The following is a 17,653-nucleotide window of genomic DNA, read 5'->3' as shown; positions in this document are numbered from 1 at the left end:
AATGACTGTGGTTGTTGCCTTTATTTTTATAGAGGTTTCTTTTGTTTCTGCCGTTTATTTGGTATAGAGTGACAGACAACATTTACGGTAACTTTTGTCTCAAATTTTTTTGATAATCGTGAGTATAATCTTTGACCAAAGCTGACCAAATGAGTATAATAATCATGTAAAGGTTAAAGAAAACGAGACTTTAGACGGATGATATAGACGCTAGAGAAAGATATAGTTGACTTTGACCAAACAACTTCTACTACAGGAGGGAAATATATGAATAGTGAAAAAATGACAACTACGCTCCAAGAAGCGATTGCAGAAGCACAACAAGTAGCGATGACAAGAAAACATCAAGAAATCGACATCGTTCATTTATGGAAGATCTTTTTACAGCCAAATCATTTTGGCCGTAATCTATATACAGATGCAGGCATTGATGCAGATGCCTTTGAACAAGAGATTGATCGAGTGTTAGATGAATATCCAACAGTCTCAGGCAGCAATGTCCAATATGGACAAAATCTTAGTCAAAATCTTTTTCATTTATTGAACGAAGCGGATCAATTGAGAGAAAGTTTTGGCGATGAATTCTTATCCACTGAGATCGTGCTATTAGCTTTAATGAAATTAAAAAATTATCCACTGACGGTTTATTTGACCAAACAGGGACTGAATGAAAAAGAATTGCGTAAAAATATCGAAGACATGAGGGGAGGAGAGCGTGTGACCTCTAAAAATCAAGAAGAACAATATAAAGCGTTAGAAAAATATGGTGTCGATCTCGTCCAACAAGTCCGTAGTGGCAAAATGGACCCGATCATTGGCCGAGATGAAGAAATTCGTGATGTGATCCGGATCTTGTCGCGTAAAACTAAAAACAACCCTGTGTTGATCGGGGAACCTGGTGTGGGTAAAACAGCGATCGTTGAAGGATTAGCGCAACGAATCGTTCGCAAAGACGTACCAGAAAACTTAAAAGATAAAACCATTTTTTCTTTAGATATGGGTGCCTTGATTGCTGGAGCAAAATTCCGTGGGGAGTTTGAAGAACGCTTAAAAGCAGTCTTGAAAGAAGTGAAGAAAAGCGATGGACGGATCATCTTGTTCATCGATGAGATCCACAACATCGTCGGTGCAGGGAAAACGGAAGGTAGTATGGATGCCGGTAACTTGCTTAAACCGATGTTAGCACGTGGGGAACTTCATTTGATCGGTGCGACTACTTTAGATGAATACCGCCAATACATGGAAAAGGACAAAGCGTTAGAGCGCCGTTTCCAAAAAGTATTAGTGAAGGAACCAACTGTTGAAGATACGATCAGTATCCTTCGAGGATTGAAAGAGCGTTTTGAGATCCACCATAGCGTCAATATCCATGACAATGCTTTGGTTGCAGCAGCTACATTATCCGATCGCTATATCACAGACCGCTTTTTACCTGATAAAGCCATTGATTTGATCGATGAGGCAAGTGCTACGATCCGAGTGGAAATGAACTCTATGCCAACGGAATTAGATCAAGTGACTCGTCGTTTGATGCAGTTGGAGATCGAAGAAGCAGCTTTGAAGAAAGAATCTGATGATGCAAGTAAAAAACGTTTGAAGAACTTACAAGAAGAACTAGCCGATCTTCGAGAAGAAGCCAATGCGATGAAGATGCAGTGGGAAACTGAAAAAGAAGAAGTAAATACCGTTTCTTCTAAACGTGCAGAAATCGATAAGGCAAAACATGAATTAGAAGACGCAGAAAACAATTATGATCTTGAGCGTGCCGCTGTTTTGCGTCATGGTACGATTCCACAATTAGAGAAAGAACTAGCAGAACTTGAAGCAAAAACAAAAGACAGTGACATCAAGATGGTACAAGAATCTGTCACTGAAAATGAAATTGCTCAAGTTGTAGGTCGTTTAACAGGGATTCCAGTAACGAAACTCGTGGAAGGTGAACGCGAAAAACTAATCAAGTTGAATGAAACGCTTCATAAACGTGTCATTGGGCAAGATGAAGCGGTAGACGCAGTAAGTGATGCGGTCATTCGTTCTCGTGCGGGATTACAAGATCCAAACCGACCATTGGGTTCATTCTTATTCTTAGGACCAACTGGTGTCGGTAAAACCGAACTAGCAAAAGCTTTAGCAGAAAACTTGTTTGATTCTGAAGAGCATATGGTGCGGATCGATATGAGTGAATACATGGAAAAACATGCCGTTTCTCGTTTAGTTGGTGCGCCTCCAGGCTACATTGGCTACGAAGAAGGTGGACAGCTAACAGAGGCTGTGCGACGAAACCCATATACGATCGTTTTGCTTGATGAAATTGAAAAGGCACATCCAGATGTCTTCAATATTTTATTACAAGTATTAGACGATGGACGTTTGACGGATTCAAAAGGTCGTCTCGTTGACTTTAAAAACACGGTGATGATCATGACAAGCAATATCGGTTCTCAATTATTGTTGGAAGGTGTCACCCCAGAAGGAACGATTCCAGAAGAAGTCGAAGAACAAGTGCGAACGATCCTTCGTAGTCATTTCAAACCAGAATTCTTGAATCGTATTGATGACACGATCCTCTTTACGCCATTAAGTCTAAACAATGTCAAAGGGATCGTTGACAAGATGATTTCTCATTTGGCACATCGTTTAGAACATCAAGAAATCATTTTGGAAATCAGTGACGAAGCAAAAACATGGATTGCAGAAAATGCGTATGAGCCTGCATATGGGGCACGCCCATTGAAACGATTCATTACAAAAGAAGTTGAAACGCCGTTGGCTAAAGAAATCGTAGCTGGCAAGATCATGCCAAAATCGAAAGTAACGATCACTTTGTTTGATCACCACTTGGCATTCGCAACTGAAAACTTACCCGAAGACGAATAATAAGAAGCGCTTGTATCACCATTATACATGACAGAAGCGGAAATCATTACCTGTCAAAGTAGTGGACTATTACTGATAGTCTGCACTTTGACAGGTATTTTTTTTCGTCTATACTTTAATAAACAATTAGTTGGTTCATTGAAGAAACAGAAACTAAAAAATGAATGGCGTAGTCAAGTTAGCGACTAAACCTATGATTTACTGTATTCAAAACGGTAAAAGTAAGTGTTTTCATAAAACGGCAGACAAGCTAAGATAGAAAATGTAGATGAGGTGATAGTGTGATGATCAAGGAACGGGAAAAAGCAATCATTCAATATATTTTGATGAACGAACATACGACGGTCACAAAAATAGCAAAACACATGAATTTATCGAATAAAACAGTTTCACAATCACTAAAATTGATCGATGAGCTATTTAGCGGAACAACCATCGAACTAATTAGAAAACCACGAGTCGGTGTCTCGATCAACGGTGATCCAAACGAAATATTAAATCAGATCGATACAACGAACATGGTAACAGTTCCAGCTTCTAAAAAAGAACGTATTCAATTCCTCTGTTTTGAACTCTTGAAAAAAAAGACCTATTTCACTCGCCAAGAACTACAAGATACACTATTTATAAGCAAATCGACATTAGAAGGTGATATGATCCAAGTCCATGAGATTTTCCGCCATTTCAACGTTAGCATCGATCGATTGCCTGGTAAAGGTTCATTTCTAAACTTATCAGAGCAAGAAAAAAGACGCTTAGCCTTTGATCTGATTTACTATTTTTGGGGTAGTAATTGGAAAATCACCAAAAAGAACCAACTATATCTACACTCGATCCAAGGTATTCCTCCTTTTGTCAATGATTTCATCGACATGAAGAACATCACATTAGTTGATACAATGTTGCAGGAATATCTAAAAGATGCACAAATAAGGTTGAATGATACGACCTATCATTCATTATTGCTCCATCTGTTGATCATGATTGATCGCGTAAGAGAGGATAACTATTTAGAAAGTGAAGGAGTATTTGGAAAAGTCAGAGAAAATAAACCATTTGATTTATTCATTCTAAAACTAGAAAAAACTTTCTCATTGACATTACCTTCTTCTGAAGTCCGTTATATTCTCTTACACTTAGAAGGTGATACGTTGCTTGAACAAACGAAGCATATGCAAGAAGTGACAGATGAACGCATTCGACAATTGATTCACGAAAATGTAACCCTTTACAATGAAAGTATCATTTTAGGATTAGTTACACACATCAAAGAAGCAGTCTTGCGTATCAAAAAAGGACTGTTGATCCATAATCCTTTTTTACAAGATGTGAAGAAAAACTTTCCTGTGGCTTTTACAGAAGCGATCCAATTAGCTAATGCCTTGAGCAAAGATTTTGTGATCAACGTCCCAGAAGATGAAGTCGCTTTTCTTGCTGTCCATATCCAAGCAATGAAAGAGCAAAAAGAAGAAAAATATCAGAAGAAAGTCAGTGTCTTACTTGTTTGTAGCAGTGGCAAAGGCACATCACAACTCTTGGCTGCCCGACTTCGTAGAAATTATGAGAAGATCGAAATTTCTAGGATACTTTCAATCCAAGAGTTGATGCAGACATCGATCGATGAAGATCTGGTGATATCGACTGTCAACTTGAACCTAGAGACGATACCAACGATCAATGTTTCACCGGTTCTCAACAAATCAGAACGTCAAAAAATTGAGCGTTTTTTAAAGGATGCTCAAAATAATACCATCAAGTCAACGAATCACTTTGCGGACTTGATCAAAGAGGAATTGATCTTTTTGGATCATTCATTCTCAGACTATCAGGAAGTGATCCAATTCGTTGGACAACAATTGATTGAAAAAGGATACGCGGAAGAAAAAATCATCTCTTCTTCTTTAGAAAGAGAACAGCTATCTTTTACCTCTTTTGGAAAATTTGCGACACCACACGGGGCCCCTAAATACGTCAAAAAATCAGCGATCGTCTTTTTACGCTTAGCTAATGAATTGATGTGGGGAGAAACGAAAGTCAAATATTTATTTTTCATCTGTATCAAAGATGAAACAGCACAAGAGCTGGAAGAAGTCTATGATGTCATGCTAGAGATCATCGAATCTGGTGAAAAAAAACATTTGCTAAAAGGAACAAAAAATGAGATCAAAAACTATTTGAAAGAGGAATTTTAATATGAGCATTGCAACTTTACTACCTTCTAATCATATTTTTTTAGATATGGAGAGTACAACCAAAGAAGAAACGATTCGTCAATTAGGGGAAGTTTTAACGAATAACGGCTTAGTCAACAATAAAGAAGCTTATATCCAGTCTGTATTAGAAAGAGAAGAACATTCGACGACAGGCATTGGGAACAATATTGCCATTCCTCATGGGAAAAGTGAAGCAGTCAGTGAGCCAGCAATTGTTTTTGCACGATTGAAACAACCAATCGATTGGCAATCATTAGATGAAGAACCAGTTTTTGTGGTCATTTTATTGGCGATCCCAGAGTCACAAAAAGGGGATACCCATCTAAGAATCTTATCTGAGATTGCGATGAAATTAATGGATGATGAGATTACGGCACAGTTAAAAACTGAGACAGATAAACAACAAATCGCGAAACTATTAAGCGAATAAACAAATGAAAAGAGGAAAAAGAGATGAAAAGAAAAATTATCGCAGTTACAGCTTGTGCTACAGGGGTCGCTCATACGTATATGGCAGCTCAAGCACTAAAGAAAGCAGCAGCAAAACGTGGAGATTTGATCAAAGTTGAAACACAAGGAGCAACAGGTATCGAAAATGAGTTGACTGAAAAAGATTGCAAGATTGGCGAAGTCGTTATTTTTGCAGTAGATACAAAAGTGAGAAATGAAGAGCGTTTCAAAGGCAAAACGATCTTAAAAGTGCCAGTTGCCGCACCAATCAAGAATGCCGAAAAAGTCATCGAAGAAGCTTTAGGAATGATCGACTAATCAATTAATCAGTGGGGGAGAAAGTAAATGAAAAAAATAGCAAGTGAAATCAAAAATCATGTTTTAACAGGAATATCTTATATGATACCGTTAGTGATCGCCGGAGCAGTAATCATGGCCATTTCTCGTGTGGGTGGTTCATTTTACGGAATTGTGGATATTTGGGACGGTTCTCATGGCGAGAGTGGGAATGCGATCATTCGTTTATTGCATAGTTTAGATGGTTTCGGTGGCACAGCACTTGGTTTAATGTTCCCAGTGATTTCCGCATTTATTGCCTATTCGATCTCAGATAAACTAGGGATTGCTCCTGGTTTAGTTGGCGGGATGTTAGTGAAAGATATCAATGCAGGCTTTTTAGGCGCAATCGTTTCTGGTTTGATCGCTGGTTATGCTTGCTTGTTGATCAAAAACAAAATCAAATTGCCAAAATCAATGGCATCCGTTGTACCAGTATTTCTAGTACCAGTTTTAGGTACATTGATCACCGTTCTATTAGTCAATTATGTGATCGGTACGCCATTTGCAGCATTGAACGTTGGGTTAGAATCATGGTTGAACGGTTTAAGTGGTGGAAATGCCATCGTTATGGCAGCAGTCGTTGGCGCAATGGTTGGTTTTGACTTAGGTGGACCAGTCAATAAAGCGGCGGTGACAACAGCAATGGCGCTATTGACTAGTAATGTTTATGCACCAAATACTGCAGCACAAGTGGCCATCATCATTCCACCAATCGGGTTAGGATTAGCCACGATCTTTGCGAAAAATAAATACAACAATGAATTAAAAGAAGCTGGAAAATCAGCTGTGATCATGGGACTTGTCGGTATTTCTGAAGGAGCGATCCCATTTGCTGTTGAAAATCCATTAAAAGTTATCCCAATCAATATGATTGGTTCTGCCTTAGGTTCTGCCATGGCAGTTGGTTTAGGGGCAGTGAACACAGCGCCAATCTCAGGATTTTATGGCTGGTTCACAGTGGAAAAATGGCCGATCTATGTACTTTCGATCGCTACAGGTGCGTTATTCATCGCGATCCTAACTAGCGTGTTACGTTCAAAAGATGCTGGACAAGAAGTAGAATCAGCAGTAGAAGAATTTGATGAAGCTGCTTGGGAAGAGCAATGGGAAGCGTAACTATGACAAATATACACATTGTAAATCATACACATTGGGATAGAGAATGGTACTTTACTTCAATGGATTGCATCGTTTTAAGTGATCAGTTATTTACAGATGTTTTGGAAGAGCTGAAAAGACAGCCTAATGCTACTTTTGTATTAGATGGACAGCTTTCGATCTTAGATGATTACTTGGAACTATATCCAGAAAAATTACCAGAGATCAAAGAATTAGTTGCGAAGGGTCAATTATTTATTGGCCCTTGGTTCACACAAACGGATGCGTTTTTTGCCTCAGGGGAATCTATTTTAAGAAATGCAATGGTAGGAGTCTTTGAAAGTAAAAAATATGGGGAGTATCTACCTATTGGTTATCTTCCAGATACATTTGGATTCAATGCACAAATGCCGACGATTTTAAACGAGGCGGGGTTTGACAATATTATTTTTTGGCGTGGGATCGACTTAGTTGAACATGTCCAATCGCCATATTTCAAATGGAAAAGTCTAAGTGGAGAGAATGAATTGTATGCAGTGAACTTTCCCCAAGGTTATGGTGCGCAACAACAACTAGAACCAACGAAGAGTTATGTGGAAGGACGATTAGATAAAGGCATCGATTTTATCAAGAGCTACGCAGATGAAACAGACATCTTGATTCCAACAGGAAACGATCAATTAGGCATTATCTCATCTTTAGAAGAGAAAATCGATAAAATCAATCAAATCGGTAAATATAACTATCAAACAAGCACGTATCAAGCGTTCATGGACTTGGTTCGTCAAAAAGATCTGGAAGAGTACCAAGGAGAATTTCGTGCACCTGTTTTTGCTCGCGTACACAAAACGATTGGTTCTGTCCGGATGGATTTGAAACGTGAGATTTTCAGATTAGAAAATAAACTGACATTAGAAATCGAACCAATGGTCGTTATTGCGAAGGAGCTAGGCATCGTTTTGAGCAATCGGTTAGTCATGAAGGCATGGAAAAAATTATTTGAGTGCCAAGCACATGACAGTCTAGCCGGCTGTGTGTCAGATAGTGTCGCGCAAGACATCGCTCATCGTTTGAAAGAAGTATCAGAAATCTGTGATAGTATCGAAAACTTAGTATTGAAAAGAATTTCTGAAGGACTACAGCTGACGGATCAACAATTCTTGATTTTGAATACTTCAGTTACACCTTTCAAAGGAAAAAAAGTGGTAAAACTCATCTCAAAAGTCAAGCAAATCGAAGTATTGGGCCATGATTCTGCTGTCATCTCGTTGGATTATGTACCTAGTCGTCAAAATATCATGGAAGAAACCCCAGCCGGCAATCGTTTTATCGAAGAGCCAGGATACTATATTTTACAAGTAGCAGTTGATTGTTCATTTGCTGGGTTAGGCTATCAAGTCTTCGATTTCGTCGAACAGACTACGACTGGTCTACCTGACATGACCCCACGCACGATGATCTCAAAAGGTAACTATTCTTTGACTTTTGAAGAGGGACAACTTGCCTTTTCAGATGGTCATCATACGATCAAAGACTTCTTGACGATCGTGGATGATAGTAATGCCGGAGACACTTACGATTATTCTCCGATACCTAATGATCACCCATTCTCTTTGCCGTTTGATTCATGTAAAGGCGACGAAGAAACCTTGATCTTGGAAGGGAAACTGGCGCTTCCTTATACATTGGCAGAACGTATCGCCGGTCAAACAACGAAAATCTTCGCTTACCAGCTGACATTGAAGTTAACGGAACAGGGAGAGGTCCAAGGCAGTCTTTCTTTTAGAAATTCTGTGTTAAATCACCGTATCCGCATCAAAACAAAGTTGAATCAATCGATTGAAAAGGTCGTTTCTGCGATCCAATTTGGTTACTTGGAAAAAACAAACCAGTCGATGAACGATTGGGAACAAAAATATTCTGAAATGCCAGTAAATATCGAACCATTTGAAAAACAAGTGATCGCGTATAGTTCCGAAGAGGCACTAGTGTTTTATACCGAACAAAGTAAGGAATACGAATATATCAATGACTCCTTATATGTCACCGTATTAGCCACGACGGATTCGTTAGGGAAACCAGATTTGATGTATCGTCCAGGACGAGCTTCAGGAGATACGACGAAAAAAGGGCATATCATGATGGACACACCGCTTGCTCAAATGGAAAATCAACGGATCGATTTTGACTTTTCGGTGCGCATGGCACCAACTGATATTTCAGAAAACACGTTAGTGACATGGAAAGCAGAAAAAGAACAACCGTCGATTTCGTATCAATTGCAAGATTTGAATTATTTCGTTTATCGAATCGACAATAAGATCCAAAGTAGAATCCAACCACTTTCTTTGAGTGAACGTACGTATACGCAAATTTCGTTAGATTTAGCAGAAGGATTAGCTGTCAGTGCGATCCATAACGCTTATTATTCAGAAGGTGTAGTGATTCGATTAGTCAATGGCACTTCAGAAAAACGTTACCTTGAGCCAGAGAAGCTTTTTGCAGGATTTAAGTACACACGTATCAATGCCTTGGAAGAAGAAGTGACAGAGACAAAATCGATCAACGGCTATGGTTTAGCCACTTATTTATTAACAAAATAAAAAATACATTGAGGCACAAGTTGGTTCTCAAGGCGTTGCTTCTGGAACACCGTTTAGCGGGTTTTAGGAACAGCAAGTTGACTACTTGTGTCTTTCTTTAGTTGTGAAATTGAAAGAGGAGAAATTATGGCGATACACCTTTTATTTTTAGCTTTGATCCCAGCATTAGGGTGGGGAATGATGCCAATATTATCTAAGATCATGGGAGGGAAGTCAGAAGAACAGTTGATCGGCACCACCATTGCTGCCTTACTATTTGGTTTGATATTTAGTTTGTCTCAACAAGCGACGTACCAAACGGTTTCATTTATTATTTGTTTTTTGTCCGGAGCATTTTGGGCGGTGGGGCAATACTTTCAGTTCCGCGCATTAGAAAAGGCCGAAGTATCAAAAGCCATGCCCATATCTGTTGGGACACAATTAGCCTTTGTTACGCTAGTCTCAGGCATTTTTTTGTTAGAATGGACGAGTATCTTTGTAGCTATTATGTCGATCGTGGCGTTGGCGGTCATTTTAGTCGGTGTGCTTTTGGTGACTAAAACAAGCAATGGAAACGGCGCAGTTGCCAAACAAGTCATTGTCTTTTTGTGCATTTCATCTGCATTTTTGATGCTATATGTAACAATCACTAGTTATTTTGATATTCATGGACCACAAGTTTTTCTACCTCAATCCATCGGCATGTTTGTTGGAGGGATGATCATCTCAATGAAGAAGATCAGACAAGTGAAAGTCAATGCCATTACTCGAAATATCATCACCGGTTGTTCTTGGGTGATCGCTAATACGACGTTATTTGCTGTATCTTCGTCTTTAGGTGTGGGCATCACTTATTCCTTTTCGCAAATGAGTTTGCTTGTGGCAACTTACGGAAGTATCATTCTTTTGAGAGAAAAGAAAACGGTATTAGAGAAACGTTTTGTGTATTTGGGTACACTGGTGTATGTCATCGGTGTAATTGGCATGAGCTTGTTGAAGTAAAAATTTGCAGGAAAAAAAGTGAGTCAGGAATCTTTAGGATCCCAAACTCACTTTTTTAGTAAGGTTACTGTTGATACTAGCAATCAATCTTCCAATTTTTTTAGTCGGTAGCTCTCAAAATGTGCTGGGTCTTTTTTCACTTGGACCCACGCATAAACACCCATGATAAAGGCGCCGACTGTATTTGTTAGTAAATCTCCCATTGTATCCATCAATGCTTCGCGTCCGACGAAGAGTGTACCATCAGAAGCAGCAAATCGTTGCAGGTTCATCCCTAAGAATTGATCGCATAGAAATTCCCAGAACTCCCAGAAAACACCGCATAATCCGGCAAAAGCAAATCCAAATAAAAGAAATAGCCAAGGACTTGTTTTCTCGATTGGTGCGTCTTTCAGCAAGAAGCCAATCAAACCGTAACCTAAGGCAGTCAGAACCATCGGGCTAACGGCGTGTAAGATTTTATCCCAAAATGAAATAATACTGATCAAGTGCATACCTGTTCCTAAAAAGACAGAGATAAACAAGAAAAACCAATAAAATAAAACAATCGCATCAGGAACATGGATCTTGAACAATCGGCGAATGATCTGTGGCAAATAAATCAATAAGATACCTGCCAAAGATTCGACGATAAAGGTGATTCCTTGTGTGGTCGAATATTTATTTGTTACAAATTCGAAAATGTTATAACCCACAACAAATAGACCGAAAATCGTTAATGCAATCTGAACTTTTTTTACTGTCTTACTCACTAATATTTCCCCCAGCTAGATATGATTTCAATGCTTCGAACAATGCTTCTTCAGAAGACACGATCGTTCCGTTCAACTTGATCAAGCCGACCGTATAAAGATTTAAATAATGAAACTGATTTTCACCGGCCTGTTGCAAGGCAGCGACTTTTTTTGGATGAGTCGCTCCTTGTTGGCGGCTGTCTGTGTATAAACCAATGATCGGGATGCCTTTAGCATAGGCGACTCCGATCTCAGAAGCAACTCCGGCATCGATCGTTAATCCGTCTAAAAGAGCGATCATCAAGTCACTTTCTAGTACTTTTTCTGTATCAGCCAAGGCAATCATTTTGCTGTCTGCATATGCAGTCTTATCATTGATCGCTTCGTTTTCTTGTGGTAGATAGATCGACAAATCAGAAGAAATCTCTCTGATTTTTTTGACAAGAGATTCGTTATAAAGCAAATCTCCCTTTGCAAAAAGTGGTGCTGCAAAATAAATATTCATTCGTTTCAACATCCTTTGTATTAGAAATAGTCACTAAAATAAGCTTCCATGTTTGGGATGATCCGCTCTAATGTCTTGACCATCTCCTCATCTGTGGTTATGCGCTCGATTCGAGCAAGGTAAGAAGCACGACGATAATTCATCATTAGACACGTCAATGTTTGGATATCTAAACGAACCATTTTACCAATCGGTTCGTTAACGATCGACAAGTGGCCATCTCGCCACGTCAAGCCAAACACGCCGTTATTCCAAGGTGCCACGGAATCTTCCACGATGAAATGGAAGTCTTCTGCTGTACCAGAAAAAGGGAAGCGCTGGATAAATTCTTTGACGTCAACGATCCTTGCCATAAAGTAAGGTTCGATCTGTTCTTTGATTTGACTATCTTCTAATAAAAAAGCAAGGGGTTCATTTTTGTAGATATCGCCATGTACCCAGTAAACCATTGAAAAATGTGCAGAGATGAAGTTCCACAATCCGTTACGCGCCTCTTGGTTCAAATAAAACATCTCTTTGACATGGAAGACTTCTTCGGCGACCCAATAAAAAAGCACTCCGGTTGGCTCATTGTCACTATTGTAATAAATCGCCGCAGTCCGTTCTTCTTCATTTTCAAAACGCCAATATTCTTCCCAGTGAAAGGCACTACGAAACAGCGCACCATGATTCTTTCCCGCAAACTGTTGATAGACACGGAAAACATCTTCGTGATCGACAGGCAGTCGTTCCACGATACCAGAAACAGGTACTTGTTTAGGTAGTTGCGTATCACGTATTTTAAAGGATAACTTATCTGACATGATTTCCCAACCTTTACGCCTGTAATAAGGGATATTGTAAGGATAAAGATAAGAGATCCACTGTTTGTTTTTGCGCATGTTGTCTAATGCGACGATGATCAAGTCTTGCATCAATCCATGGTTGGCATATTCAGGATAGGTTCCAACCCCAGTCACTCCGCCCATTTGGTACCGTGTACCGTGGATATTGACCTCGCAAGGATAGATCGCGATTTGAGAAATCAATTTTTCTTTATGAAACCAGCCGAATACATTTGATAATTCTAGAATCGGTCGCTTGGAACGTACAAATTCCCGTTTGTTTTCGAATCCACTTTCTTCAATATCAGAGTCAGTGACTTGAAAAACGTAGGAAAGTAACTCATTGAACTGGTCAACATGTTCCTCCGTGACAGGCTTCAACTCAAAATTTTCTCTAAAATCTGTTTGGTCCATTTTTTCAACTCCAATTTAGTTACTTGTTCACAGTATAACAAAAGTTTCTAAAAAAAACTTCTAAAGTCCTTAGAAGGAAAAAGTCTTTAAATTCCTCCTTTTCGTTGGTATAATGAAAAGTGCTGATTATATGAAAAGAGGAGACGCTATGGATATAAAGAAAATGAAACAACGCCAAGAGCAAATTCGAAATTTTTCGATCATTGCTCATATCGACCATGGGAAATCAACTTTGGCCGATCGGATTTTGGAAAAGACGAACACTGTGACGTCTCGCGAAATGCAAGATCAGTTATTAGACTCCATGGATCTAGAACGTGAACGTGGGATCACGATCAAACTAAATGCCGTAGAATTGAACTATACGGCTAAAAATGGAGAGACATATATCTTCCATTTGATCGATACCCCAGGGCACGTCGATTTTACCTATGAAGTATCCCGAAGTTTAGCTGCCTGTGAAGGAGCAGTCTTAGTCGTGGATGCCGCTCAAGGGATTGAAGCACAAACATTAGCCAATGTTTATTTGGCATTAGATAATGACCTAGAGATTTTACCAGTCATCAATAAGATCGATCTACCAGCCGCAGATCCAGAGCGTGTGCGTAATGAAATCGAAGAAGTGATCGGCATCGATGCCAGTGAAGCGGTGTTAGCAAGTGCGAAGTCTGGAATTGGTATCGAAGAAATACTAGAACAAGTAGTGGAATATGTCCCAGCACCTTCTGGCGATATTGAAGCTCCTTTGAAAGCATTGATTTTTGATTCGATCTATGACAGCTACCGCGGAGTTATTTTAAATGTGCGTATCACAGATGGTGTTGTCAAAGCAGGAGATAAAATCAAATTGATGAGTAATGGCAAGACCTTTGATGTGACCGAAGTTGGTGTTTTCTCACCAAAAACGATTGCGCGTGACTTTTTGATGGTCGGTGATGTCGGTTATATCACTGCAAGTATCAAGACAGTCCAAGATACAAGCGTCGGAGATACCGTGACACTTGCGGATAATCCAGCTACAGAAGCATTACCAGGCTATCGAAAAATGAATCCAATGGTCTATTGTGGTTTGTACCCGATCGACACATCACGATATAATGATCTACGTGAAGCATTGGAAAAACTTCAACTAAATGATGCTGCTTTGCAGTTTGAACCAGAAACATCACAAGCACTTGGCTTTGGTTTCCGTTGTGGCTTCTTAGGATTGCTTCATATGGACGTCGTCCAAGAACGTTTAGAGCGTGAGTTCAATCTTGAATTGATCACGACAGCGCCTTCTGTAATCTATCATGTCAACAAGACAGACGGTTCGATGGTCGTTGTTGATAATCCTGCTGATTTTCCTGAACCAGTCACGATCCAAGATGTTGAAGAACCTTTTGTGAAAGCACAGATCATGGTACCTAATGAGTACGTTGGTGCAGTCATGGAACTTTCGCAACGTAAACGTGGCGATTTTATTACAATGGATTATTTAGATGATTATCGTGTCAATGTCGTTTATAACTTGCCTTTGTCAGAGATCGTCTTTGATTTCTTTGACAAACTAAAATCAAGCACGAAAGGCTACGCTTCACTTGACTACGAAATGTCAGGTTATCAAAAGAGCAAGCTAGTGAAAATGGATATCTTGCTGAATGCTGAAAAAGTCGACGCATTAAGCTTCATCGTTCACCGTGATTTTGCCTATGAACGCGGAAAAGCCATCGTTGAAAAACTGAAAAAACTGATCCCTCGTCAACAATTCGAGGTTCCGATCCAAGCAGCGATCGGTCAAAAAATCGTTGCCCGTTCAGACATCAAAGCCTTACGTAAAAATGTGCTGGCTAAATGTTACGGTGGTGACGTTTCCCGTAAACGTAAACTTCTTGAAAAACAAAAAGAAGGTAAGAAACGAATGAAACAAATTGGTAACGTCGAAGTCCCTCAAGAAGCCTTCATGGCCGTTCTGAAAATGGATGAGGATGAACCGAAGAAATAGTAAGGGGTCTAGCCGTCGGGCTAGACCTTTTTTGTTGCTTTTTCCCACGGATTTCCCACGGTTGTATGGGAAATTTAAATCATACTGTCTTTTAACATTCTTTCAAATATATCTACAGTATCTTTTTTCATTTTTTTTGTAACATGAGCGTAAGTATCCATAGTAGTTGATAACCGAGAATGACCTAACCTTGCCTGAATATCTTTAGGCTTTGCCCCTTGTTCAAGAAGCATAGTCGCATGTGTATGTCTAAAAGAATGAAAATTAAAATTAACTTTTGTTTGTTTTCTTAATTTTGCTGTATACCACTTAATAGAGTTTGTTGTTACCGGTTGACCATTTTCTTTTACACAAACAAAATCTGTATCCATATATTTATCTCCATAAAAAAGTTTGTTTTCTTTTTGTCTTTTTCGCATAGTCCGTAAAATCTTTACAAGTGTACTTCCCATTGCAATTGTTCTATATGATGCTTTTGTTTTCGGAGTTCCTAAGACAAAGTCTTTTCCATCTTGGACCATAATACGTTCAACGGTTAAAGTTTCTTCATCGAAGTCTATATCTTTCCACATCAAACCACAGACCTCAGCACGTCGCAAACCTGTTTGAAAGCTTATCATCATAGGTAGGTAAAACGGATCGCTTTGAGAAACAACAGAAGAGAGGATTTTGAAATCTTCCATAGATATTATTTTTAAATCTCCTTTATCTTTCCATTCTTTCATATCATATTTAGGAATAGAGATGTATCTTGTAGGATCTTGTTGTAAATATCCATAAGGGTAGACAGCCATTTGAAATCCTTTATTTAATACACCTTTTATAATAGAAAGTGTCTGCTTCGAGAAGCCCTTATCAAATTCTTCGTTTAGTAACTTTTGAAGGGCACCAGGTTTAACTGATTTTAATTGATAACTACCAATGTAAGGGAAAATGTGATTATCAAGTATTCCACGATAGTTTTTTTGAGTATTCAGTTTCAAATTTATTTTTACATAATTATTAAACCAGTACTCATAGTAGTCGATTACAGATATATCAGATAAAGATAATACGTCACCAGTTGTTTGATATTCTCTGATAGCTTCTCTTAAAGTATTCTGTGCTTCTTCTTTTGTTTTTCCTCCAAATCGTTCGATTTGTTTTCTTTTTCCGTTTATATATGCTAAATCAATTCTGTAATACCAACTTTTTCCTCGTTTTCTAACAGATCCATTCATATATATCAATCCTTTCGTAGTTGTAATCAAAAAATATGACAACCTGTTTAACTACATCAGTTAATGTGAGTTAAATTTGTTTACTTTCTTATATTTCCGCCAATAGTACGAACGTATGTTCTTTTTGATTTAAAAAGAAAAGCCCGAAGGCTAAACTATGAAGTGCCCCCTGTCAAGTAGACAGTAAAAAAACAAAAATGGTGGATTTGTCAAGAAAAACTAGACACTTAGTTAAGAGAATAAGCGGATTTTTTTTCAAAGTCTCTAGGAGATTGGTAGCCAAGGGCAGAGTGTATGCGTTTTGTGTTATAGTAAGTTTCAATATATTTAAATATCTCCATTTGAGCCTGATCGATATCACTGAATTGAGCATCATTGATCAGCTCTCTTTTTAACGTTTTATAAAAAGATTCCATTAAGGCATTGTCATAGGGGTTTCCTTTTCGACTCATACTAGCGCGTGCTTCTTTTTTTCTTAACACCGATTGGAATTTCGTACCTGTGTATTGTGAGCCTTGGTCCGTGTGAATAATCAATCCTGGTCCAGGCTGCTCTTTTCCAAATGCTTGAAGAAAAGAATCCACAACTAATTGATCTTTCATTCTAGGTGACATAGACCATCCAACAATCTTTCTCGTACAGACATCAATAAATACAGATAAATAAAGTGTTCCTTCTTTCAGAGGGATGTAGGTAATGTCTCCTAACCAAATTTTATTTTTTTCTGTTGCCTTAAACGTTTGATTAATAAGATTGGGTCGTGAAAGAGAGGGCGATTTTCGATTATAATACTTGTATTTATAGGTACTGCCTTTAGCATAAAGACCAAGTTGATGGAGAAGCTTTCCTACACGTTTTCGATTAACAAGAATTCCTTTTTTATTTAATACTTTTGTTATTCGAATCGCTCCATATCTTCCATGATGTTCCTGAAAAATAGTAGCGATTTCTTCTTTCAAGAGTTCATTCTCTTTTTTTCTTTTGGATGGTTTTCTTTTAAGGAACTCATAAAAACCAGCTTTTGAAACGTTCAATGTCTGGCAAGCTCTCCGGATATTCAACTCATTTTTGTGTTCTTTTAAGTACTGAAATCTTACTTCTTGTTTGGCTTCAAGAAGACCTGGAACTTTTTTAATAAGTCTAATTCCTCTCTTAGGTAACGATTTTCTTGTTCGAGTTTCTTTATTTCGTAATGGGCATCAAAAAGTGCGCTCCCTTTTCCAGGAAACGCACTTTCTCCATATTTTTCAACTTCTTGAACCCATCGATACAAGCTATTAGCGTGAACTTCTAGCTGTAGGCTAACTTCTTTAACAGAAAATCCTTCTTCAGTTACCAGTTTTACAGCGGCGATTTTAAATGCTTTATCAAATGAACGTCTTGGCATAATCTAGATCCTCTCTTTCTCTTA

The 17,653-nt window shown here is 38.6% G+C and carries 13 protein-coding genes; 8 read left to right on the top strand and 5 right to left on the bottom strand.

Features of this window, described 5'->3' with window-relative positions; all coding sequences use genetic code 11:
* The first annotated feature begins 267 nt into the window (after positions 1-267).
* The 7 genes from clpB (at position 268) to IGK77_RS08465 (ending at position 10,561) form a co-directional block, all read left to right on the top strand.
* Positions 268-2,877, top strand: a complete 2,610-nt coding sequence (gene clpB, locus IGK77_RS08495) for an ATP-dependent chaperone ClpB (protein ID WP_074799239.1) — start codon at positions 268-270, stop codon at positions 2,875-2,877.
* A 284-nt stretch (positions 2,878-3,161) separates the two neighbouring features.
* Positions 3,162-5,069 carry a BglG family transcription antiterminator gene (locus IGK77_RS08490; RefSeq protein WP_074799237.1) on the top strand — a complete coding sequence of 636 codons (1,908 nt, stop codon included), beginning with the start codon at positions 3,162-3,164 and terminating at the stop codon, positions 5,067-5,069.
* A gap of 1 nt (position 5,070) precedes the next feature.
* A complete protein-coding gene (locus IGK77_RS08485) occupies positions 5,071-5,520 on the top strand; it encodes a PTS sugar transporter subunit IIA (RefSeq protein ID WP_074799235.1) in 450 nt (149 codons plus the stop codon).
* Between the two features lie 23 nt (positions 5,521-5,543).
* The gene (locus tag IGK77_RS08480) at positions 5,544-5,858 is read left to right on the top strand and encodes a PTS fructose transporter subunit IIB (protein WP_071867688.1); all 315 of its coding nucleotides are present in this window, start codon (positions 5,544-5,546) and stop codon (positions 5,856-5,858) included.
* Between the two features lie 27 nt (positions 5,859-5,885).
* Positions 5,886-6,995: a PTS fructose transporter subunit IIC gene (locus IGK77_RS08475; RefSeq protein ID WP_019723575.1), complete on the top strand. Its 1,110-nt coding sequence runs from the start codon at positions 5,886-5,888 to the stop codon at positions 6,993-6,995.
* A gap of 2 nt (positions 6,996-6,997) precedes the next feature.
* Entirely contained in the window at positions 6,998-9,580 is a 2,583-nt protein-coding gene (locus tag IGK77_RS08470) for an alpha-mannosidase (RefSeq protein WP_438713141.1), read from the top strand.
* Between the two features lie 126 nt (positions 9,581-9,706).
* Positions 9,707-10,561, top strand: a complete 855-nt coding sequence (locus tag IGK77_RS08465; protein WP_074799233.1) for a GRP family sugar transporter — start codon at positions 9,707-9,709, stop codon at positions 10,559-10,561.
* 83 nt (positions 10,562-10,644) lie between these two features.
* Here IGK77_RS08465 and IGK77_RS08460 read toward each other — a convergent pair whose 3' ends face one another.
* Genes IGK77_RS08460 through IGK77_RS08450 form a run of 3 tightly spaced genes read right to left on the bottom strand, consistent with a single transcriptional unit; the run spans position 10,645 to position 13,038 of the window.
* Entirely contained in the window at positions 10,645-11,313 is a 669-nt protein-coding gene (locus IGK77_RS08460; RefSeq protein WP_071867691.1) for a hypothetical protein, read from the bottom strand.
* Positions 11,306-11,800 (bottom strand): nucleoside 2-deoxyribosyltransferase, encoded by a 495-nt coding sequence (locus tag IGK77_RS08455; protein WP_071867692.1) that lies wholly within the window; start codon positions 11,798-11,800, stop codon positions 11,306-11,308. Before IGK77_RS08455 ends, IGK77_RS08460 begins: the two co-directional genes overlap by 8 nt.
* Before the next feature lie 20 nt (positions 11,801-11,820).
* The gene (locus IGK77_RS08450; protein ID WP_019723397.1) at positions 11,821-13,038 is read right to left on the bottom strand and encodes a GNAT family N-acetyltransferase; all 1,218 of its coding nucleotides are present in this window, start codon (positions 13,036-13,038) and stop codon (positions 11,821-11,823) included.
* 148 nt (positions 13,039-13,186) lie between these two features.
* Here IGK77_RS08450 and lepA point away from each other — a divergent pair, with 148 nt between their 5' ends.
* Positions 13,187-15,022, top strand: coding sequence for a translation elongation factor 4 (lepA, locus tag IGK77_RS08445; RefSeq protein WP_065095933.1), 1,836 nt, complete (start codon positions 13,187-13,189; stop codon positions 15,020-15,022).
* 74 nt (positions 15,023-15,096) lie between these two features.
* On the opposite strand, the gene IGK77_RS08440 is transcribed toward lepA, so the two are convergent.
* Entirely contained in the window at positions 15,097-16,242 is a 1,146-nt protein-coding gene (locus tag IGK77_RS08440) for a tyrosine-type recombinase/integrase (protein WP_438713140.1), read from the bottom strand.
* A gap of 227 nt (positions 16,243-16,469) precedes the next feature.
* Positions 16,470-17,629 (bottom strand): IS3 family transposase gene (locus tag IGK77_RS08435; RefSeq protein WP_185953894.1). Its coding sequence is split into 2 segments (ribosomal slippage): positions 16,470-17,383 and positions 17,383-17,629, totalling 1,161 coding nucleotides; the frame shifts between segments, so codons are not numbered across the junction.
* Positions 17,630-17,653 lie beyond the last annotated feature (24 nt).

It is taken from the genome of Enterococcus sp. DIV0806c (assembly GCF_051710905.1).
Taxonomy (GTDB): domain Bacteria; phylum Bacillota; class Bacilli; order Lactobacillales; family Enterococcaceae; genus Enterococcus_B; species Enterococcus_B mundtii.
The sequence above is the reverse complement of the archived record's forward strand: the minus strand, read 5'-3'. Positions and strand labels throughout refer to the sequence as shown.

Coding starts and splice junctions, on each gene's coding strand:
- clpB (WP_074799239.1), top strand. CDS start 268: ATGAATAGTGAAAAAATGACAACTACGCTCCAAGAAGCGATTGCAGAA.
- IGK77_RS08490 (WP_074799237.1), top strand. CDS start 3,162: ATGATCAAGGAACGGGAAAAAGCAATCATTCAATATATTTTGATGAAC.
- IGK77_RS08485 (WP_074799235.1), top strand. CDS start 5,071: ATGAGCATTGCAACTTTACTACCTTCTAATCATATTTTTTTAGATATG.
- IGK77_RS08480 (WP_071867688.1), top strand. CDS start 5,544: ATGAAAAGAAAAATTATCGCAGTTACAGCTTGTGCTACAGGGGTCGCT.
- IGK77_RS08475 (WP_019723575.1), top strand. CDS start 5,886: ATGAAAAAAATAGCAAGTGAAATCAAAAATCATGTTTTAACAGGAATA.
- IGK77_RS08470 (WP_438713141.1), top strand. CDS start 6,998: ATGACAAATATACACATTGTAAATCATACACATTGGGATAGAGAATGG.
- IGK77_RS08465 (WP_074799233.1), top strand. CDS start 9,707: ATGGCGATACACCTTTTATTTTTAGCTTTGATCCCAGCATTAGGGTGG.
- IGK77_RS08455 (WP_071867692.1), bottom strand. CDS start 11,800: ATGAATATTTATTTTGCAGCACCACTTTTTGCAAAGGGAGATTTGCTT.
- IGK77_RS08450 (WP_019723397.1), bottom strand. CDS start 13,038: ATGGACCAAACAGATTTTAGAGAAAATTTTGAGTTGAAGCCTGTCACG.
- lepA (WP_065095933.1), top strand. CDS start 13,187: ATGGATATAAAGAAAATGAAACAACGCCAAGAGCAAATTCGAAATTTT.
- IGK77_RS08440 (WP_438713140.1), bottom strand. CDS start 16,242: ATGAATGGATCTGTTAGAAAACGAGGAAAAAGTTGGTATTACAGAATT.